The organism is Streptosporangium lutulentum (genome assembly GCF_030811455.1).
Classification (GTDB): domain Bacteria; phylum Actinomycetota; class Actinomycetes; order Streptosporangiales; family Streptosporangiaceae; genus Streptosporangium; species Streptosporangium lutulentum.
This window is the reverse complement of the sequence record NZ_JAUSQU010000001.1, coordinates 1342985-1362457: the sequence shown is the minus strand read 5'-3', so window position 1 is coordinate 1362457 and position 19473 is coordinate 1342985. Positions and strand designations below refer to the sequence as shown.

The window sequence follows — 19473 nt, the reverse complement described above, 5'->3', positions numbered from 1 at the left end:
GATCAGCAAGTGGCAGATCCGAACTTCCCTCAGCCACGAACAAACCTCTGAACAATCGTAAGCTCACCCGACCACATCCAAAGGCAGACGAAGTTGAGCACCGGGAGGCGCAACAAGATAAGCGACCACATCACCCTCGGAAAACGAAGCTTCACCCGATGTCGCTCTCCATGATCCGCTGAAGGGAACAAGGGAGAGAGCCGTAGTCATCGATCCGTTCGAAGCGCGCAAGGAGCGCCCTTCGGCCAGCAGCAGGTCTGCAGAATCGCACAACTGCACAACACCCGGGGCATGTGTATTGATGATGACCTGCCTGAACGGATTCGCAGCGTCAGGTGCTTCTTGTGGATCCACCGCCAGGTCTCGAACCAGATCCACCATGGCTGGAAGATTGGCTGGATGGATGCCATTTTCAGGCTCTTCCATGCAGATAAGGCCGGTCACCGTCGGATCCTCAAGCAGGACACACAGCGCCAGGAAGCGAAGAGTTCCTTCGGAAAGTGCTCTGGCCGGCAGACGAAGACCACCCCGTTCCTGCAGGAAAAGCGTGAAGACCTCACGAACCGGGTCTGGCTCGACACGTAGGCTTTCCACCCCGACCGCAGCAAGATCCGACAATCGGTCGGCAACCTGCGCGTAAACAGCATCAGCGTCAGGTGCTCCCGCCAGCCGTCCACTCTCATTGGCGATGCGAAAGAGGGTCGCGGCCAGGTGGCGGCCATCCGCTCCAAGGGTTCGGGAGTCACCGAAACTGTCAGGCGCGCGCAGAGCTGATGGCTCCAGCGCCAGACGACGCCAACTCTGCATCTCCCTACGAGCGGCCAGAATCGTCGGATAGTCATTCGTAGTCACCGTGCTGAGAACTGTCCGACCGGCTCTGGCGGCAGCCCGCGGCTGCGGCTTGCCGAAGCTCCCCCCATCACCATGGACGTTGATAACGGTGCCGCTGTCTCGTTTCTCCGTGGACAGGAAAGCTCCGCCTCTGCGTTGACCTAGCACCACGGCGTTCCGGAAATTCTTGGCACTGTGCCGGAAGCGAAGATGTTTTCCCGCATCTCCACGATTGATGTGATGGAGCTCCTCCCGGGCCAGAATCAGCCGCCCTACGCTGCTCTCCCCCTCAGGAGGAATGTATTCCAGCTCGAGTTCGTAGCGTAGAAAAGTCGTCGTCGGCTTTGCCGGAGCCCCAAGATCGTCCTCTACCTCTGAGGGAACGATCATCTCCGCAGCCAGCGAGATGCGTCGCGGATGGTCCCTGTATCCGTCCCAGAAGAGATCCCGAGGATCACCCCCCCGTATACCAGAGGCACCACGGACTCGCTGAGAAGCTTCCACCAAAGTATCCGTGGCCAGATAGGACAGGAACTCGATGGCGTCGAACACGTTGGACTTCCCGATGCCGTTCGCCCCCGCGATGCAGGTGAACGGGCCGAAGTCCACGCGAACATCCAGCAGGTTCTTGAATCCCTGCACCTCAAGCCTGGTCAACATAGTCCATCACCACCTACTCACCAGAATCATCCTCAGAATTCGCCCACTCGAGCACCTTCACACTCGGCGAGCGTGGCTTCGAGGTCGTTGCCGATCTCACAGGCGATCACGTCGAGCGTAGCGTTCTCCTACGACGCTCCGCTGCGATCATCTTTACTCAGTATCCAGACCCGGTTCGTAGGGCACCGAGCAGATCGGCGGCCGTAACTCCTTCAGCCCCATGATCGCCGGAACTTCCATGACCCGGTCGGGCGAGTCGCCCGAAGCCGCCGATCTTCATCGGTATTCGGCGTAGTGGCGGTGGTGGGGGTTTCTCCGCCGGTAAGGATGAAGCGCGGGATCCGGGTCGTCTGGAACCGCCGGGGGACGCCTCTTATATGGAGCGCACGTCCAGGCCCAGCGCGGTGGCGATCATGGCTGCCTGCTGGAGGTCGATCACCGCGCCCTTCACCGCGACGGTGAGCGGGTCAAGCGCTGACAGCTCGCTTCCCCGGAGATCGCAGCGGGAGAGGTCGGCGCCGCGGAACGAGGCTCCGGCGAAGTCGACCTGGCGGAACGTGGCCCCCTGGCATCGTGCGCCCGCGAGGTCGGCCTCGCGCATCCGGACCTCCGCGAAGGAGGCTCCACGCAGATCGGCTCCGGAAAGCCCGACGAACGACCAGTCACCGCCGGCGACCTTCAGAAGGTTGAAGGTGCAGTCACCGAACACGCTGCCCACGAACTTGCATCCCGTGAAGGTGGCGTCGAAGAACGCGCACCGGATGAAGGCGCAGTTCACGAACGCGGCGTCGGAGTGCACGGAGGCGTTGAACCGGACGTTTCGAAAGGTGCACCCGGAGAAGGCAGCGCCCTGGCCCGTCGCCTCGGTCATGTCCACGTCGACGAAGGCGACCTGGCTGTGGCTCTCTCCCGAGAGGTCCCGGCTGTCCCAGTCTTCGGACCGGACGGTCGTGTGGGTCTCGGGCATGAGCCTGCCGTGTTCGTGCTCAGCCACGCCCGGACTCCGTGGGCGCCTCCGGCGTGCGAAGCCGACCGGGCACGTGCGCTGCCCGCTCATCAAGGGGTCGCTCACCACGCGTGCGGCGGACGGAACAAGTCATGCCCGCCAACCTCCCACACGCCACCGACAGAATCCTCACCGAGGCACCTCACCTCTCCTCCGGCCGCTCGGCGAACCGGTTGGCGTGGTCACCACGGTGGCCGGCCCTCGATCGTGGGAGGATTTTCGGGCATGTCGTAACCCCACCGACCGGAGGACGAGCGCCCATGCGCGACGAGAAGATCAGTGACTTCCTGAACCGGCTCGCCGATCGCGTGCCGGCCCCGGGCGGTGGTGCGTCGGCGGCCCTGCACGCCGCCCAGGCGGCGGCCCTGCTCGGCATGGTCGCCCGCTACAGCACCGGCGAGAAGTACGCCGACCACCGGCAGGCGATCGAGCGGATCATCTTCGAGACGGACGAGCTGCGGGCCACCGCGCTGCGGCTCGCCGAGGACGACGCGACGGCGTTCACCGCCGTCACCGAGGCCTACAAGCTTCCCAAGGACACCGAGGAGGCCAAGGCCGCCCGCTCGGCCGCCATCGCGAAGGCCCTGATCGGCGCGGGCAGACCCCCGGCCGAGGTCATCGCCGCCGCCCTGGTCGCGGTCGAGCTGGCCGAGGAGCTGCTGCCGATCGGCAACCGCAACGTCATCACCGACATCGCCGCCGCCACCGAGGCCGCACGCGCGGCGGCGACCACCGCCCGCGTCAACGTCGAGATCAACCTCGGCGGCATGAAGGACGAGAAGGCCCGCGCCGAGCTGGCCGCCGAGGCCGCGAAGGTCGACGACATCGCCGCCCGCGCCGAGCGGGTCACCGCCGCCGTCCGGCGGGAGATCGCCCCGTGACCGCCACCGTGCTGTCCGGCAGGGATCTGGCCTCCGCGATCCGCGCCGAGACCTCCGCCGAAGCCGCCGCGCTGACCGCCGCCGGAAGGCCGCCGAGACTCGCGGTCGTGGTCGCCACGGCGGATGAGTCCGCCGCGTGGTACGTCCGCTCGATCGCCAGGTCCGCGGAGAAGGCCGGCATCTCCTGTGACGTCGTCGACCTGGGCGCCGACGCCACGGCCGGCGCGATCCGCGAGAGGCTGTCCGAGCTCAGCGCCGACGATACGGTGCACGGCGTCATCCTGCAGACCCCGCTGCCCGCCGGGGCCGCGCTGGAGGATCTGGCCTCCGCCATCGCGTTCGAGAAGGACGTGGACGGCGCGGGCCCCCTGTCCCTCGGCCGCCTGGTCGCCGGGCTTCCGGCGTTCGCCCCCGCGACGGCCGAGGCCGTGGTCGCGATCCTGGAGCATCACGGGATCGCGTTGACCGGCCTGCGCGTGGCCGTGGTCGGACGCTCCCTCGTGGTCGGCAAGCCGGTCGCCCACCTGCTGCTGGACAGGAACGCCACCGTCACCGTCTGCCACTCGCGCACCGTCGACCTGCCCGCCGTCACCTCCGCCGCCGATGTGGTGGTCGCCGCGGTGGGCCGGGCCGGGCTGATCACCGCCGAGTACGTCAGGCGCGGTGCGGTCGTGGTGGACGTGGGCACCAATCCCACCGAGGACGGCGGCCTGGTCGGTGACGTGGACGCGGCCTCCGTCGCCGAGCGGGCCGGCGCGCTGACCCCGGTCCCGGGCGGCGTCGGTCCGGTGACCACCGCGCTGCTGCTACGGCACACCGTACGGGCCGCCGCCCGCTGACCGGCGATCCGGCCGGCCGTACGGGCCGCCGCCCGCTCACCGGCGATATCCCAGATGTGCCGTTGGGCTTCCCGTGGTCACGCGGACAGGCGAGGATTGGCCGTGTGAACCGTACAACCGTGCGTCTGGGAGTGCTCCTTCTGGCAGGGGCGGGAGTGGTCGCCGTACTGCTCGCGGTGCTGTGGCCGTTCTCCTCCGGCGGCCTTTCCAAAGGCGGTGGGACGACGAGCGGTGTGCAGGTGAACCGCCTGAGTGAGCGTGATCACGAACTCACCGTCACCTCCGCCGCGCTCGGCCGCGAGGGTGTGGTCCGGGTGCTGCTGCCCGAGGGCTGGAGGCCGGGTTCGGGACCGTGGCCGGTGCTGTACCTGCTGAACGGCTGCTGCCAGTCCAGATACGACACCTGGGTCACCGAGGGGGCCGCCGCGGAGCTCACCTCGCCCTACCCGGCGATCGTCGTGATGCCGGAGGGCGGTTCCGTCGGCTTCTACTCCGACTGGCGGGACGGGCCCGGCTGGGAGACCTTCCACCTCACCGAGGTTCGCCGGATCCTGGAGCGCGACTACGGCGCCGGGGACCGGCGGGCCGTGGCGGGGCTGTCCATGGGCGGGTTCGGCGCGATGTCCTACGCGGCGCGCCATCCGGGCATGTTCCAGTCGGCGGCCTCGTTCTCCGGTGTGCTGCACACCCGCAACGGCAAGGGCGGCGTCGACTGGCTGCTCGGCCAGTACGACGAGGACCCCGCGAAGCTCTGGGGCTCCCCGCGGGGTCGCGAGTGGGCCGCCCACAACCCGGCCGACCTCACCTCCGCGCTGCGCGGGATGCCGCTTTTCGTCTCCAGCGGCGACGGCTCCCCCGGCCCGCTCGACGGTTCCTCCACCGCGCGGGACGAGGGCGAGGCGTCCCTGCTCCTGGAGTCGGTGACCTTCGCCGAGCGCGCCACGGCGAACGGCGCCAACGTGACGACCGACTTCTACGGCCCCGGCACGCATACCTGGCCCTACTGGCGCCGCGGCCTCGAACGCGCGCTTCCCATGCTCATGGGCTCCATCGGCGCGGCCCTCTGACCTCGTCGCCCGGCCGGGCGACGTCCCACGACCGGTCACCCGGCCGCTTCGCTCCGTGATCAGGGGAAGCCGGGTGACGCCCGGCCGGGCGGCTCATGGTGGAGTTCCCGGTCGCGCGGAAAGTTAAGCCGGACGACTCTGGACGTTCAGCTCAGAACCCCCTTTCCGGTCACCCTCGTGGCTAGGTTCCTAAGACACCCCAGCTCAGGGGCCTTTGCCGTATGTCATGAGGAGCTACCTTGCGAGTCCTGGCTGTTGTTCCCGCCCGTGGCGGTTCAGTGGGCGTACCGCTGAAGAACCTGGCCGCGGTGGGCGGCACCCCCCTGGTCGCCCGCGCGGTGAGAGCCTGTGTGCGGGCCGAGCTGATCGACGAGGTCGTGGTCAGCACCGACCACGCGGAGATCGCCGAGGTCGCCCGCGCCGCCGGGGCAACCGTGATCGACCGGCCGGGCGAGCTGAGCGGCGCGACCGCTTCCAGCGAGTCGGCGGTCCTGCACGTGCTCGACCACATGTCCGACGTTCCCGACGTGGTCATCCTCGTCCAGTGCACCAGCGCGTTCATCGATCCCGCCGATCTGGACACCGCGATCACCAAGGTCCTGGACGGCACCGCCGACGTGGTGTTCTCCGGGCTGGAGACGCACGAGTTCCTGTGGAGCGCCAACGGCGCCGGTGTCAACCACGACCCGTCGTTCCGCCCGCGCCGCCAGGACCGCGAGCCGCACTTCCGTGAGACCGGCGCGTTCTACGTGATGCGCACCGAGGGCCTGCGCGAGCACGGCCACCGCTTCTTCGGCTCCGTCGCCGTTCAGCCGGTGCCGTCGCGGCACGCCATCGAGGTGGACAACCCCGAGGACCTGGAGATGGTCCGCGCGCTGGCGCCCTTCGTGGACCGGCCCGAGCCGATCGACGTCGACGCCGTGATCACCGACTTCGACGGCGTGCACACCGACGACCGCGCCTACATCGACCAGGACGGCCACGAGATGGTCGCGGTCAGCCGCTCCGACGGCATGGGCATCTCCCTGCTGCGCCGGTCGGGCGTCAAGCTGATGATCATGTCCACCGAGCAGAACCCGGTGGTCGCGGCCCGCGCCCGCAAGCTCGGCGTGCCGGTCCTGCAGGGCCTGACCGACAAGCGGACCGTGCTGCGCGACTGGCTGACCATCGAGGGGCTGGACCCGGCGCGCGTCGCCTACATCGGCAACGACGTCAACGACCTGGGCCCGATGAGCGACGTCGGCTGGCCCATCACGGTCCCCGACGCCCACCCCAAGGTCCGCGCCGCCGCCCGCGTCGTGCTCACCAAGGCCGGTGGGGCGGGAGCCGTGCGGGAGCTGTGCGACCGGGTCCTCGCGGCCCGCCCGGTGAACGAGGTCGTGACCGCGCCCGCGCCCCGCGCCGAGCTGCGGCTCACGCCGGTCGCGAAGCCGGTCCAGATCGGCGACGCGCTGGTCGGCACCGGCCAGCCGGTCTACATGATCGCTGAGATCGGCATCAACCACAACGGCGACCTGGACATCGCGCGCAAGCTGATCGACGTGGCCGCCGAGGCCGGCTGCCAGGCGGTCAAGTTCCAGAAGCGCACGCCGGAGATCTGCGTGCCGCTGGAGCAGCGCGACCAGATCCGGCAGACGCCGTGGGGCGAGATGACCTACATGGAGTACAAGATCAGGACCGAGTTCGGCCTGAAGGAGTACACCGAGATCGCCCAGTACTGCAAGGAGCGCGGCCTGGACTGGTTCGCCTCCCCGTGGGACGTGCCGTCGGTGGACTTCCTCGAGTCCATGGACGTGGTCACCCACAAGATCGCCTCGGCCAGCGTGACCGACCTGGAGCTGCTGCGCGCGCTCGCCGCCACCGGCAAGCCGCTCATCCTGTCCACCGGCATGTCCACGCTGGAGGAGATCGACCAGGCGGTGGAGATCCTCGGCACCTCCAAACTGGTGATGATGCACGCCACCTCCACCTACCCGCTTCCCCCCGAGGAGGCCAACCTCCGCACGATCGTCACCCTCCAGGAGCGGTACGGCGTGCCGGTCGGGTACTCGGGCCACGAGCGCGGCCTGCAGATCTCGCTGGCCGCGGTGACCCTGGGCGCGGTGACCGTGGAGCGGCACATCACACTGGACCGCACGATGTGGGGCTCCGACCACGCCGCCTCGCTGGAGCCGGCCGGACTCGAGCACCTGGTCCGTGACATCCGCATCATCGAGACGGCTCTGGGCGACGGCATCAAGCGGGTCTTCCCCGGCGAGGTGGCCCCCAAGTCGCGTCTGCGCCGCGTCACCGTGTGAACGGTGACGCCCGGTTCGTAGGTCACCCGCGCCGCGTGGACGGCGACGCCCGGCTTCGGGCCGCGTCGCCGTCCGCCCATCGCGGGTGACCCGTGGACCGCGTCGCCGCCCACGGGATGGCGCCCGGTTCACGGAAAGCGTCACGGTACGAGCGGCGACGTGTGGTTTCACAGACCTCGTCACCGTGTGGACGGCAAGACGTAGCTCGCAGGCCATGTCACCGTGCGGCCCGCGACACGTGGCTCTTGGATGGTGACGCGTAGACGGCGACACCGTGTGTCGCGGCCGACTCGACTTCGAGGGGAAAGGAAAACTTGATCAAGTTGTCCATCGTCGTCCCGGTGCGGGACGCCGAGCTCTACATCTCCGACGCGCTCGCCTCGCTCGCCAGGAACGCGCACAGGGACTTCGAGTTCATCGTGGTGGACGACGGATCGGTGGACGCCACCGGCCAGATCATCGAGGATTTCCGCAATGATCTACCCGGTCTGGTCGTCCTGCGGAACGAGACCCCGGTCGGGCTCGCGGACGCCCGCAACCTCGGGCTGTCCCTGGCCTCCGGCCGCTACCTGACCTTCATGGACGGTGACGACTGGCTGGCGCCCGGTTACCTCGGCGACCTGGTCGAGGCGATCGAACGGCTCGGCTGCGACTTCGTCCGGGTCGACCACGTCCAGGTCGAGGGCCGCAGGCGGGTCGTCCACCGGGCGCCGCTGGCCACCCGCGAGACGGTGCTGAAGCCACGCGACCACATCCTGCCCGCCGCCGTGAAGACCATGGTCGACTACCCCTACGCCTGGGCCGGCATCTACCGCCGCGACCTGGGCGACCTGCTGACCTTCCCCGGGCACCTGCACACCGCCGAGGACCGGCCGTGGATCTGGCGGCTGCACCGCCAGGCCGGCTCGTTCGCGGTGGTCTCGCTGGCCGGGCTCTTCTACCGGCGGATGGTGTCCGGTTCGCTGACCCAGACCGGCGACGCCCGGCAGTTGCACTTCTTCGACGCCTTCGACATGGTCCTGGCGGACCTGGAGGAGGAGTTCGTCCCCAAGGCGGTGCGCACGTTCTGCGCGCTTCTGGCCCACCACCTGGAACTGAGCGACCGTTTCTCCCCCGACCTCCGTACACGCTTCGAGCAACGCGGTGTCGAGTTCCTGCGGCGTCTGCCCCAGGACCTGCTCGCCGCGACCCGCCTGGACCCGGAACGCGACCAGATCCTGCAGAGACTGCTGGAGGCCTGATGACGCAGTTGTTCTACGCCTCGACCCTGTTCGGCGCGATGACGCTGGCGGCGGCGATCGACGAGGGCCGTTTCGGGCCGCGCAAGGGCCGCCGGCTCCTGCTGGTGTCCAACAACGCGGCCATCCCGGAGGTCACCCCGCCCCTGGACGAGGCCCCCGGCTTCGCCGCGCTGCGCCCGCGCTTCGACGAGGTCTGGTCGTGGAACGACATCGTGGCCCCGCTGCACCCGTCGGACTGGAAGGCGCGGATCATCGAGGTTCCGATGCTGAGCCGCTTCCTGCGGTCGCATCTCTCCCTCGGAGAAGGCCCCGACGAGCTGGTGCTGGAGTCGATCGCGGTGCCTCCGTCCAGGACCCTCGCCGGCCTGATCAAGGACTGCCCGATCACGGTCTACTCCGACGGCCTGATGAGCTACGGTCCCACCCGCGACCCCCTACCGCAGGAGATCTCGGGCCGGATCACCCGCCTGCTCCACCTCGACCTCGTGCCCGGCCTGACGCCCCTGCTGCTCGCGGAGTACGGCGTGCCCGCGGAGACCCTTTCCGACGAGGCGTTCCTCAACGTGATCGAGCCCGTCGCCGGAGGTCTGCCCGCCGGTCGGCCGATGATTCTCGGCCAGTACCTCTCCGCGCTCGGCATCGTCACCCCCGAGGAGGAGGCCGGGCTCCACGCCGACATGCTGCGCGGCCTGGTCGCCCGGGGATTCGGCGCCGTGCTGTTCAAGCCGCACCCGGCCGCCGGGCGGCGGCACGCCCAGCAGTTGCGCGAGACGGCCCGGGAAATGGGCGTCGAGCTGACCACCGTGCCGGAGACCGTTCCCGCCGAGTCGTGCTTCGCGGCGCTGCGGCCCGAGCTGGTGGTCGGCTGCTTCTCCACCGCTCTGATCACCGCCCGGCGCCAGTTCGGCCTGCCGGTGGCGACGATGGGCGGCGAGCTGGTCCTGGAACGGCTCACCCCGTACGAGAACAGCAACCGCATCCCGGTCACGATCACCGACGCCCTGTTACCGCGCATGTCAGCGGACGGATCCCTGGAGGAGCCACCGCCGGTGGACCTCGGGGCCCTGGTCGGCGCGGTCGGTTACTGCATGCAGAGCGAGATCCACCCGGGGCTGCGCGAGCCGGCCGCCGCCTACGTGGACGCCCACGGCCCCGCCCGCTACTTCAAGCGCCGGCGCCTGGCCGCCCTGGAACTGATCCAGACCCCCGCCGCTTCGGCCCCACCGCCCTCTGAGCCCGGCACGCTGAGCAGGCTCCGCCGCCGTCTTTCCAAGACGCTCACCTGATCCGCTTCCTTCCCGCGGGTCAGGCCTCGTCCGTGGTCCTTCGCGAAGGAGGCGGTCCTTCGCGAGGGAGGCGCCCGTCCCGAACCCTGCCGGACCGCGCGCCTCCCCCGCATGGATCTTCAATTGTCCGGTCGGCGGCCGTGACGACCCTCACTCACCCGTACGGCCTCCGGGAGACGCGCCGCCCTCAGCCGAGCACCTTCAGGTAACGGCGCATGCGCCGCTTGGCCCGGTACCCGACGCGCAGCACGTTGGGCGGGACCTCCACGCGCAGGCGGGCGCGGCGGCGGGCGGCGGCGAACTGCGGGCCGTCGAGCAGCGACGTGGCGGGGACGAGGCGTCCGGAACGGGCCTGACCGACCAGGGAGACCATCCGGGAGACCCAGTCGCTCTCGCCACCGGGGTGGAAGTAGTTGGCCCGGCACCAGGCTTCGTCCGGGTTCAGGAAACGTCCATTGGCCAGGTCGTCGAGGGTTCCCAGCAGGCCGCTGCCCTCGAAGACCAGGTTGATCATCTCCGCCCCGACGCCGAAGTCCGACAGCACCAGCAGCGGCACGGACTGGGCGATCGCCTCCAGGGCGGCGGTCGAGCTGACCGTGACGAACCCGCTCGCGTGAGCCAGGTGCTCGTGCATGGGCCCCACCGCGAAACGCACCCCGTCGGGACGCACCCGGCCGTCGTCGGCCAGCGCCTGCCACAGGCGCTGGTAGTGATAGCGCTCGTTGTGGGTCTGGCGCTCGGTGTCCAGGGCGCGGAGCTTGACCACCACGTCCAGGTCCGGCCGCCGCTCGGCCAGGGCGGCCAGGGCGAGCAGGATCCGCTCGCGCTCCTCCTTGCGCTTGGGCACCTTGGCCTGGGTCGCGAACACCACCCGGTTGCGCGGCCCCGTGACGGGAACCTCCGCGCTGGTCCGCAGGAACGGCAGTCTGGCCAGTCCCACGGCGCCGCCCCCGCCCAGCTCACGGCCGATCGCCGAGAACTCCTCGACCTCCCGCCCGCTGTGCAGCACGAACAGCTCGCACCCGCTCCGGAACAGCCACGCCTTCTCGGTCGCGGGAATGGAGATGCCCGGCAGCCCGGAGACGAACACCGGCCTGGGCTGGAGCCCGGCGAGCACCTCGGCGACCAGCACGTCCACCACGGGTCCGGTGCAGGACACCAGGATCACGTCGGGCCGGAACCGCTCCGCGGTCCGGCGCAGCGCGCGGGCCGAGAGCACGGGCGGATCGGCCGCCGAGCCGTCGACGGCGGCGTGGATCTGGGCCGGAGAGGGGGTGATGGGAGTGCGTATCACCGCCAGCTCCGTCTCGCAGCCCGAGGGCAGGTCTCGGAGCAGGCAGGCCGCCCACTTCAGGTACGAATCCGAGTCGGCCACGGCCAGGACCTTCAACCGGTAACTCCAGTGTCGTGATGGGCGAACATCGAAAGGTGGGAACGGAGCGAAGGCGCCGCCTCGGCGGTCCACCACTCGTCGGGGACGTCCACGGTCTCCACGGCGACCCCCCTGGCCGAGAGCAGAACCCGCAGGGAGGTGACGGCGGTGGACGGCAGGCTCAGCACCCGCTGCTCCGCGGCCAGCCCGCGGAGGGTCATCTCGGCGGGAACCCCGCCGTCGTAGACGGTGATCCCGGGCTGTTCCCCGACCCGGGCGAGATCGCTGGGGTCCTCCCGGCGATGCGGGAAGTAGGCCACCGGCTCGGCGGAGCCGAGCCCGGCCAGCCAGGTGAAGTAGTTTTCGCGGTGGATCAGGCCGTTGCGGACCAGCGAGGTGCCGAGAACGATCGTGCGCTCCTCGGGGCGTGGCCTGCGCAGGGGCTGCGACCGCAGCCAGGTGAAATCGTGGGTGACCAGCTCCGCGCCCTTGTCGCGTACGGCCTGCGCCAGCTCGGCGGGAACGGGCAGCGCCGTGAAGATCGACAGCCGGCCGGAGCGGGCGGCGGTGCGCAGCCGTATGCCCGCGGCCGTCCCGAGAGCGGTCCTGAGCCGGCCCGCGTTGCCGCGAGCCCGCAACAGGGGCGTCCACATCCGCCCGGTGAGCAGTTCCAGGAGCCGGATCGTGGCCAGCCCGTCGTCGACGATCACGATGCGGCCGGGAAGGGTGGTGAGCCAGCGGAACTGAACCTTGCCGGAGAAGGCGTCGCCCACGGCCCCGGTCGTACCCCGGCCGGAGCGGGGCATGTCCGATTCGGGAGCGGTGAGTTCGAGTCCCGGCGGCAGGGCGAGCCGGGAGAGCTCTCGGTGGGTCACCTCCAGCGGGCGCAACTTGGCCCGGGGGATGACACGGCTGCGAGCACCGAGCAACCCGGCATGGTGGGCCTCCACCGCGCAGAGCATCTGCAGCGGGGATTCCACCCAGGCAACGGCCGAACCCTGCTCCCGCGCGTGGTCTCGACCGTCCTCCACGCCGGGCGATGACCCGTTCACGACTGCCTCAACCTAACCCCGCGGCCTTAAGCGCCCGGGAACTGCGGATGAACAAGCAGCTATGTGCTTTCGCCCATCCGCGGGCGAACCGTCCCCGGACGGCGGCCCCGAGGTCACCGTCCGGGGCCCTCCGCTCGCACGGAATCCTTGAGGGAGCCGTATCTCAGGTGAGGACGGCCGTCGGAACCCGTGTTCACCGTCACGCTCACGCGGTAGACACGTTCGACCAGCCGCTCGGTCAGCACCTGGGCGGGAGAACCCGAGGCGACCACCCGCCCGGCCTCCAGGAGAAGCAGATGGTCGCAGTACTGGGCGGCGAGGTTCAGATCATGCAGGGCGGCGACGACCGTGGCCGGTGCGGCGGCCAGCATCCGCAGGAGGTCGACCTGGTGGTGGATGTCGAGATGGTTGGTCGGCTCGTCGAGAAGGAGCTCGGTGGGGCGCTGGGCCAGAGCGCGGGCGATGTTGACGCGCTGACGTTCCCCGCCGGACAGCGTCGACCAGTGACGTCCTCCCATCCCGCCAGGTCGCACTGTGCCAGGGCCCTCTCGGTCTCCCACGCGTCGCGGGCGTCGTCACGGCCCACCGCGCCGAGCCGGGTCCTGTGCGGAATCCGGCCGAGCGTCACGACGTCCGCGACGGTCATGTCGACGTCGGCGGACACCTCCTGGGCGACCACCGCCAGACGACGGGCGACCTCGCGCCGCGGCAGCTCGCTCAGCCGCCACCGATCCAGCAGGACCGTTCCCGCCTTCGGAGGCAGCAGACCGGCCAGAACCCGCAGCAAGGTCGACTTCCCGCACCCGTTGGGTCCCAGCAGGCCCGTGAAGCCACCCCGCGGGATGGCGATCGTGATCCCGTCGATGATGGGCGCGCCGCCGGCGGCCCACACGACGTCATGGGTGTCCAAGCTCATGATCCGGCGCTCCTTCGGCGCATGATGACCGCGAACGCGGGAACGCCGATCAGCGCGGTGAGCACGCCGACGGGGATCTCCCGTGGGGAGAACAGTGTGCGCGCTGCGGTGTCGGCCCACAGCAGGAAGATCGCTCCGTACAGCGCGCACGCCGGCAGGAGCACGCGGTGGCGGCTGCCGACCAGGAACCGGACCGCGTGCGGAACGACCAGGCCCACGAACCCGATGGCGCCGCTCGCGGCGACGAGAGCCGCCGTGCTCAGCGCGGTGGTGACGAACAGGATGAGTTGCGTCCTGGCCGGGGGGATGCCGAGTGAGGCGGCGGCCTCGCGTCCGAAGGCGAAGGCGTCCAGGGCGGGGGAGGCGAACCAGCAGACCGCCAGGGCGATCCCCGTGGCCGCCGCGCAGAGGGCCGCGGTGGTCCAGCCCGCCGAGGCGAGCGAGCCCAGCAGCCAGAACGTCACACCGCGAGTGCTCCGATCGTCACCCGCCCAGATGACGATCAGACTGGTCAGCGCGCCGAACAGTTGCGAGACCGCCACCCCCGCCAGCACGACGCGGATCGAGCCGCCCAACGTCATGCCTATCAGTGCGAGCACGCAGCAGAAGGCCAGCAGGCTGCCGGTGAAAGCACCCGCCGTCAGGGCGGCCGCGGCCCCCGATCCCAGGCCGAGGATCAGGACGGCCACGGCCCCGGTGGAGGCGCCCGAGGAGATGCCCAGCAGGTAGGGGTCGGCCAGAGGGTTGCGGGTCAGCGCCTGCAGGACCGCTCCGCACACGGCCAGACCCCCTCCGACCAGCGCGGCCAGAAGCACCCGGGGCAGGCGGAGCTCCCAGACGATCGCGTCCTGGAGGCCCGTGAGAGGAGCCGGCGGGACACCCAGGTGCACGGCGATCGTCTGGAACACGTCACCGATCGACAGGCCCGCGGCTCCGACGGTCACCGCGAGCGCCACCGACAACGGCAACAGCACCAGTCCCGCACCGGCCGCCGAGACACCTCCTCGCCGTCGCCCACCTCGCGAAACGGCGACGGGTCCGTCCGGGCCGGCGTGTCCGGCCACCCGTGGCGATACGTGAGATGTCATCGACGGGCGAAGACGACGTGGTCATCCAGGTACTGCCAGACGGTTCCCACCTCGGTGAAGCCCGCGGTACGCAGAGCAGCGAGGTGGAACTCCAGCGGCGCCGGCGACTGCGGCGGGCGGTCGGCGAAACGTCGCTCCCGCTCGGGCATCAGGGGCGTTAGGTCGGGATCACTGGCCGCCAGTGCCCACCACTGCTCCCAGGTGGCGGCGCCGTCCGCGAAGGCCGCCCTCTGGACCTCGGCGTCATGGCCGGCCGACAGGTGCCGCAGCGTCGGGCGGTCGGCTCCGAATCGCAGGTGGTCGGCGTTGAGCAGTACGGCGCCGGGGGGCAGCAGGCGCGCCAACTCGGTGTAGACCTCCAGCAACTGGCCGGGAGAGAGCCAGTGCAGCGCCGTGGAGGTCAGCACCGCGTCGAAGCTCCACGCCGAGAGGGCCGACGACCAGCCCGAATGTGCCAGCTCGGATTCGATCACGGTGGCTCGACCGTGTCGCTCCAGGATCGATCGCGCGAGGTGCGCCAGGACCGGATCGTAATCGACGGCCACCGCGCGCGCCTGCGGGAAACGGCTCAGCACTCGATCGGCGATCGATCCGGGTCCGCAGGCCAGGTCGAGCACGGTGAGGTCCGCGGGGCAGTGCAGGCCGAGTACGTCGAGCATCACCTGGAAGCGGTTTTCGCGATGGGCCACGTAGGCGGCCTGCTGCTCTTCCCAGCGTGAGAGCAGGTCGTACGAGGTCGGTGAGGGTGTGGAAGTGGTCATCACGGTCTCCGGGGAGGGAATCGGGTGGGCGGGGTTCGTGTCGAGCGGGCTCATGCCGGGTCGGCTCGGGTCGTATGCCGGGTCAGGTCGGGTCGAGCGGGCTCGTCCTGGGTCAGCCGTAGAGGTCCCGCAGTCCTTCACAGACCTTCTCCACGGCGCTGACGCCCCTGATCGAGGGGTCCACGGCCGATCCGGGCACGACGATGAAGCGGTTGTTCTTGACCACCGTGAGCTGGGAGGCGACGGGATCGGAGCGCAGGAACCTCATCTTGTCCGCGGCGCTGTCACCGTCACCGCCGCGGGTGAGGTCAGCCAGCACGATCACGTCCGGATCGCGCTCGGCGATCTTTTCCCAGCTTCCCTCGGACCACTGCTGGGCGATATCGGAGAAGGCGTTGCCCGCGCCGAGGAACGTGCCGATGGTGTCGGGCAGCCCTCCGCGACCGGCGATGGCCGGCGCCTTGGTCCGGAGCTCCGCATTCGTCGACTTGAGCGCCACGACGTCCCGCATTCACCGTTCGAACACCACAAAGCGCCATGCCCGGCCTTGAGCCCATGACGTTCCGCGCCCTCAAGCGACCGCCGACTCCACGCATGACCCAAAACGCGAACCCCGCCTTCTCGCGCATCGCACAAGAGAAGCGACCGGCATTTCCGGTTCGGGCTTCCGGGCGTCCATTCGGATCGTCGATATCGGCAGGACAATGGGCGCCCTGTCAGACACGAGTCGCCTGATACGCGTGGGACAGGTGCGAAACCGGACGCGTCACGCGTGATCGCCCATACCCTCACATTGGGGCGGGGATGCAGGTCAAAGGTAAAAAATCCGCGCCTCGACCCTATTGCGGTCAGAACTTTACTCGATACTGTGTTCTAAAGATTTCGATCATGGACAACGGCCCCCGACCGGCCCCGATTCGGTGCCGCCACAACCTCGAATCAATGATCCACAAATCGACGGCGAGGCTTGGAATCGCCATGAAAATAGGCTTTTCCGAACTTTGAGGCGGCTACCGCCCGTTCCGCCGCCAACGGACACGCCCACCGCCGGACGGCCATGAATCCGGGCCTTGATCGAGCCGGAAAAGCCGCTCTTCCTTTACCCGTTTTCAGGCGTAGTACCAAGCCAAGGCAATGTGTGGCATTTGTATTCGTCTGTCTGGTTGGCGTAGGTTCGTCTCATTCGAGGTCAATGCCTGAGCCTTTTAGGACCCGAGCATTGCCACCACATTGCCCGACCGCACTCACCTGCGCGGATCCTTCACACAGGTGAGCACGGCCGCCGAATCCGCGCAGTCAGCGGAACCGGGGAACCACGTTTCTGGGGTGAATCAACGCGTTCGCGCGTCGTAGGGCACTTCCCAGCCCGAACCCGTCAGCTAACCCGGTAGGCGGAATGGAAGCGACGCAAGGAGTCGAACCCCCGCATGACCAAGCATCGCCTTATCCCCACCCTCCGCTTCACCCACGTGGCCCGCGTCCTCGCAGGCGTATCGATCGCCATCGCCGGGGGGACCATCGCGGCCTCCCCCGCCCTGGCCGAGCCCCCCAACTCCAGCGCCCTCAAGCCCACCTCCTCCGAGATCGTCAGGCCTACCCTGTCCCGCCTCCAGATCGAGGCGGAGCAGCTCCCCAAGGTCTCCGCCCAGCAGGTCCTGAGCATCGCCGAGAAGCAGATCGGCATCAGAGAGAACGCCCGGGGCGGTGGAACCAAGTTCCAGTCCTGGTACGAGTCCTCCCCGCGAGGCAGGGAGACCGTCGCCCGCGACGGCGGTAGCGTGCAGGACTACGCGAACGCCCCCTGGTGCGCGATGTTCGTCTCCTGGGTCGGCGAGCAGGCCGGCATCCGTCCCGCCATGGGCTGGGACGCCTACACCGTCACCTACGCCAAGTGGTTCAAGGACAACCACCGCTGGGGCAACGTCGCGGAGCCCGGCGCCGTCGTCTTCTACGACTGGAACGGCAGCAAGGACATCGACGGCATCGACCATGTCGGCCTCGTGAAGAAGGACAACGGCAACGGCACGATCACCACGATCGAGGGCAACACCGGCAACGGCGTGGTCGAGCAGCGCATCCGGCCCAAGTCCCAGGTCGTCGGCTACGGCTACCCGCTCTACACCGCCTGATCCCCTCAGGCACCGACCAAGGAGCGCGGCTCGAATCGAGCCGCGCTCCTTCTCGCCGCCCCTTCTTCGCCGCCGCCCCTTTCGCCGCCCCTCCTTCTTCGCCGCCGCCCCTTTCGCCGCCCCTCCTTCGACGCCCCCCTCCTTCGATCTTCTTCGGCGTCCTCCGCCTCGCGTGACCCCGCGGCCCTCCGCCTCCCGGAACCCCGCTCCGATCGGCGTGAGGCGCGGCGGAGCCATGAAAGATTCACGGAGCGGCTACGAATATGACCACGAAATCATCACGAAGAGGACACAGAAAGGTCGCGGCGCCGAGGGGTGACACGCGCCGCACGAGCCCGGAAGGGTGGGCGCGGACGGGACCCCTCACCCCTCCTCACCTGCAAAATGTCCTAACTGTATGTGCATGAGATGGGAGCGCTCCCAACTGTCCTGCTGAGAGCTTTGTCTGCTTCATGCCAGTTAGTCACCCGCAAACCGGCTAGATGTAACGGTTGAGTTTCGGCATATTGACGTCCAGGTTGCCTATCGTCCACTCTTCGTGGGAGCGCTCCCAAAGCATACCGAGGAACCGCCGCGTCGCAGGCCGAGTTTCGGGGGCCGGCCTCGCGTTGCCACCTCCCACTGATTCGGGCGACCACCTGAGAGGGGTCCGGAATGTTGAACAACACGCGACATGGCAAACTCGCCGCAGTCGCAGTCATGGCGGCCACCGCCCTGGCGATTACCTCCTGCGGTTCGAGTGAGTCCCCCGCACCCGCCGCGAACGCCGGCGGCTCCTCGGCCGCGGCCGAGCCGGTGACCATCACCGTGCACACCTTCGGCGGCGGCGAGAACTTCGGCTACGACAAGGCCGTGGAAACCTGGAACGCGGCGCACCCGAACATCCAGGTCAAGTACCAGAACCTGACCGACCGCTTTGAGGACGTCTACCTGCCCCAACTGCTCCAGCGCCTGCAGGCCGGCAGCGGCGCGGCCGACATCATCGCCGTGGACGAGGGCGCGATGGGCCTCATGAAGGCCCGTCCGCAGTTCTTCACCGACCTCGCCGAGTACGGCCTGGAGAGCCGCAAGGCCGACTTCCCCGCGGCGAAGTGGGACAACGGCATCAACGCCGACAACAAGCTGTTCGCCCTCGGCACCGACATCGGTGGCATGACCATGTGCTACCGCACGGACCTGTTCGAAAAGGCCGGTCTGCCCACCGAGCGCGAGGAGGTCGGCAAGCTCTGGCCCGACTGGAGCGCGTTCATGGAGATCGGCAAGAAGTTCCAGGCCGCCAACCCCGGCAAGTCCGACCCCAAGTTCCTCGACGGCCCGAACACGCTCTACAACGTGATCCTGTCGCAGGAGGCGCCGAAGAACGGCAACGTCGCCTACTTCGACAAGAGCAACCAGCTCGTCCTCGAGACCAACCCCGCCATCAAGACCTCCTTCGACCTGGTGAAGAGCTTCAGCGAGGCGGGCCTGACCGCCAAGCTCGCCTCCTTCACCCCGCCGTGGAACGCCGCCATCAAGAAGGGCGCCTTCGCCACCATGGGCTGCCCGGCCTGGATGCTCGGCGTGGTCTCCGGTGCGGCCGGTGACGAGAACAAGGGCAAGTGGGACGTCGCGGCCGTGCCCGGCGGCGCGGGCAACTGGGGCGGTTCCTACCTCGCGGTGCCCAAGCAGAGCAAGCACCCCAAGGAAGCCGCCGAGGTCCTGAACTACCTCACCGGCAAGGAGGGCCACGTCATGGCCTTCCAGGAGGCCGCGGCCTTCCCGAGCTCCATCCCCGCGCAGCAGGACCCCGCGGTCAGCGAGCTGAAGAACCCGTTCTTCAACGACGCCCCGACCGGTCAGATCTTCGGCGCCTCGGTCAAGGACCTGCTTCCCACCTTCCTCGGTGAGAAGCACGCCCAGGTCAAGACCTCGGTGGAGAAGGTCCTGGAAGGCATGGACCAGGGCTCGATCCCCTACGACCAGGCCTGGACGAGGTTCGTCGAGGCCGGCGTCAAGGCAGCGGGCTGATCCCGTCCCGATCCGCATCGGCCCGGCGACGGTGACACCG

Annotated in this window: 16 protein-coding genes, 1 pseudogene and 1 riboswitch; of the genes and pseudogenes, 8 read left to right on the top strand and 9 right to left on the bottom strand. The window is 69.0% G+C overall.

Features of this window, described 5'->3' with window-relative positions:
- Positions 1–63 precede the first annotated feature (63 nt).
- Together J2853_RS05630 and J2853_RS05625 are read right to left on the bottom strand one after the other, a co-directional pair.
- Positions 64–1491, bottom strand: a complete 1428-nt coding sequence (locus tag J2853_RS05630; protein ID WP_307555643.1) for an AAA family ATPase — start codon at positions 1489–1491, stop codon at positions 64–66.
- A gap of 373 nt (positions 1492–1864) precedes the next feature.
- Positions 1865–2485, bottom strand: a complete 621-nt coding sequence (locus tag J2853_RS05625; protein WP_307555641.1) for a pentapeptide repeat-containing protein — start codon at positions 2483–2485, stop codon at positions 1865–1867.
- A 272-nt stretch (positions 2486–2757) separates the two neighbouring features.
- On the opposite strand from J2853_RS05625, the gene J2853_RS05620 reads away from it, so the two are divergent.
- The 6 genes from J2853_RS05620 (at position 2758) to J2853_RS05595 (ending at position 10108) form a co-directional block, all read left to right on the top strand.
- Positions 2758–3378: a cyclodeaminase/cyclohydrolase family protein gene (locus tag J2853_RS05620; protein ID WP_307555639.1), complete on the top strand. Its 621-nt coding sequence runs from the start codon at positions 2758–2760 to the stop codon at positions 3376–3378.
- Positions 3375–4217: a bifunctional 5,10-methylenetetrahydrofolate dehydrogenase/5,10-methenyltetrahydrofolate cyclohydrolase gene (locus tag J2853_RS05615; RefSeq protein ID WP_307555637.1), complete on the top strand. Its 843-nt coding sequence runs from the start codon at positions 3375–3377 to the stop codon at positions 4215–4217. Before J2853_RS05620 ends, J2853_RS05615 begins: the two co-directional genes overlap by 4 nt.
- Before the next feature lie 104 nt (positions 4218–4321).
- Positions 4322–5284 (top strand): alpha/beta hydrolase, encoded by a 963-nt coding sequence (locus J2853_RS05610; protein WP_307555635.1) that lies wholly within the window; start codon positions 4322–4324, stop codon positions 5282–5284.
- Between the two features lie 239 nt (positions 5285–5523).
- Positions 5524–7581 carry an N-acetylneuraminate synthase family protein gene (locus J2853_RS05605; RefSeq protein ID WP_307555633.1) on the top strand — a complete coding sequence of 686 codons (2058 nt, stop codon included), beginning with the start codon at positions 5524–5526 and terminating at the stop codon, positions 7579–7581.
- 314 nt (positions 7582–7895) lie between these two features.
- On the top strand, positions 7896–8822 hold the full coding sequence (locus J2853_RS05600) for a glycosyltransferase family 2 protein (protein ID WP_307555631.1): 927 nt from the start codon (positions 7896–7898) through the stop codon (positions 8820–8822).
- On the top strand, positions 8822–10108 hold the full coding sequence (locus J2853_RS05595) for an alpha-2,8-polysialyltransferase family protein (protein ID WP_307555629.1): 1287 nt from the start codon (positions 8822–8824) through the stop codon (positions 10106–10108). The genes J2853_RS05600 and J2853_RS05595 overlap by 1 nt, the downstream gene beginning before the upstream one ends.
- Before the next feature lie 187 nt (positions 10109–10295).
- On the opposite strand, the gene J2853_RS05590 is transcribed toward J2853_RS05595, so the two are convergent.
- The 7 genes and pseudogenes from J2853_RS05590 to J2853_RS05560 all read right to left on the bottom strand — a co-directional run bounded on the left by J2853_RS05590 (position 10296) and on the right by J2853_RS05560 (position 15808).
- Positions 10296–11483, bottom strand: a complete 1188-nt coding sequence (locus J2853_RS05590) for a DUF6716 putative glycosyltransferase (RefSeq protein WP_307555627.1) — start codon at positions 11481–11483, stop codon at positions 10296–10298.
- A gap of 11 nt (positions 11484–11494) precedes the next feature.
- On the bottom strand, positions 11495–12532 hold the full coding sequence (locus tag J2853_RS05585) for a hypothetical protein (RefSeq protein WP_307555625.1): 1038 nt from the start codon (positions 12530–12532) through the stop codon (positions 11495–11497).
- A gap of 113 nt (positions 12533–12645) precedes the next feature.
- The gene (locus J2853_RS05580; protein WP_307555623.1) at positions 12646–13050 is read right to left on the bottom strand and encodes an ABC transporter ATP-binding protein; all 405 of its coding nucleotides are present in this window, start codon (positions 13048–13050) and stop codon (positions 12646–12648) included.
- A gap of 50 nt (positions 13051–13100) precedes the next feature.
- A pseudogene (locus tag J2853_RS47765) lies at positions 13101–13448 on the bottom strand (ATP-binding cassette domain-containing protein); the annotation flags it as partial.
- Positions 13445–14422, bottom strand: coding sequence for a FecCD family ABC transporter permease (locus J2853_RS05570; RefSeq protein ID WP_307555619.1), 978 nt, complete (start codon positions 14420–14422; stop codon positions 13445–13447). The pseudogene J2853_RS47765 and the gene J2853_RS05570, both read right to left, overlap by 4 nt.
- A gap of 110 nt (positions 14423–14532) precedes the next feature.
- Positions 14533–15297 carry a class I SAM-dependent methyltransferase gene (locus tag J2853_RS05565; protein WP_307555617.1) on the bottom strand — a complete coding sequence of 255 codons (765 nt, stop codon included), beginning with the start codon at positions 15295–15297 and terminating at the stop codon, positions 14533–14535.
- Positions 15298–15409: 112 nt separating this feature from the next.
- Positions 15410–15808 (bottom strand): ABC transporter substrate-binding protein, encoded by a 399-nt coding sequence (locus tag J2853_RS05560; protein ID WP_307555615.1) that lies wholly within the window; start codon positions 15806–15808, stop codon positions 15410–15412.
- A gap of 759 nt (positions 15809–16567) precedes the next feature.
- A riboswitch (cyclic di-AMP (ydaO/yuaA leader) is annotated at positions 16568–16706 on the top strand.
- A gap of 18 nt (positions 16707–16724) precedes the next feature.
- Here J2853_RS05560 and J2853_RS05555 point away from each other — a divergent pair.
- Entirely contained in the window at positions 16725–17426 is a 702-nt protein-coding gene (locus J2853_RS05555; RefSeq protein ID WP_307555613.1) for a CHAP domain-containing protein, read from the top strand.
- Between the two features lie 654 nt (positions 17427–18080).
- On the top strand, positions 18081–19433 hold the full coding sequence (locus J2853_RS05550; RefSeq protein WP_307555611.1) for an ABC transporter substrate-binding protein: 1353 nt from the start codon (positions 18081–18083) through the stop codon (positions 19431–19433).
- Positions 19434–19473 lie beyond the last annotated feature (40 nt).

What these genes read in the sequence shown, in the direction of transcription:
- J2853_RS05630 (WP_307555643.1), bottom strand. Translation starts at nt 1,491, where the DNA reads ATGTTGACCAGGCTTGAGGTGCAGGGATTCAAGAACCTGCTGGATGTT.
- J2853_RS05620 (WP_307555639.1), top strand. Translation starts at nt 2,758, where the DNA reads ATGCGCGACGAGAAGATCAGTGACTTCCTGAACCGGCTCGCCGATCGC.
- J2853_RS05595 (WP_307555629.1), top strand. Translation starts at nt 8,822, where the DNA reads ATGACGCAGTTGTTCTACGCCTCGACCCTGTTCGGCGCGATGACGCTG.
- J2853_RS05580 (WP_307555623.1), bottom strand. Translation starts at nt 13,050, where the DNA reads ATGGGAGGACGTCACTGGTCGACGCTGTCCGGCGGGGAACGTCAGCGC.
- J2853_RS05565 (WP_307555617.1), bottom strand. Translation starts at nt 15,297, where the DNA reads ATGACCACTTCCACACCCTCACCGACCTCGTACGACCTGCTCTCACGC.
- J2853_RS05560 (WP_307555615.1), bottom strand. Translation starts at nt 15,808, where the DNA reads ATGCGGGACGTCGTGGCGCTCAAGTCGACGAATGCGGAGCTCCGGACC.
- J2853_RS05555 (WP_307555613.1), top strand. Translation starts at nt 16,725, where the DNA reads ATGACCAAGCATCGCCTTATCCCCACCCTCCGCTTCACCCACGTGGCC.
- J2853_RS05550 (WP_307555611.1), top strand. Translation starts at nt 18,081, where the DNA reads ATGTTGAACAACACGCGACATGGCAAACTCGCCGCAGTCGCAGTCATG.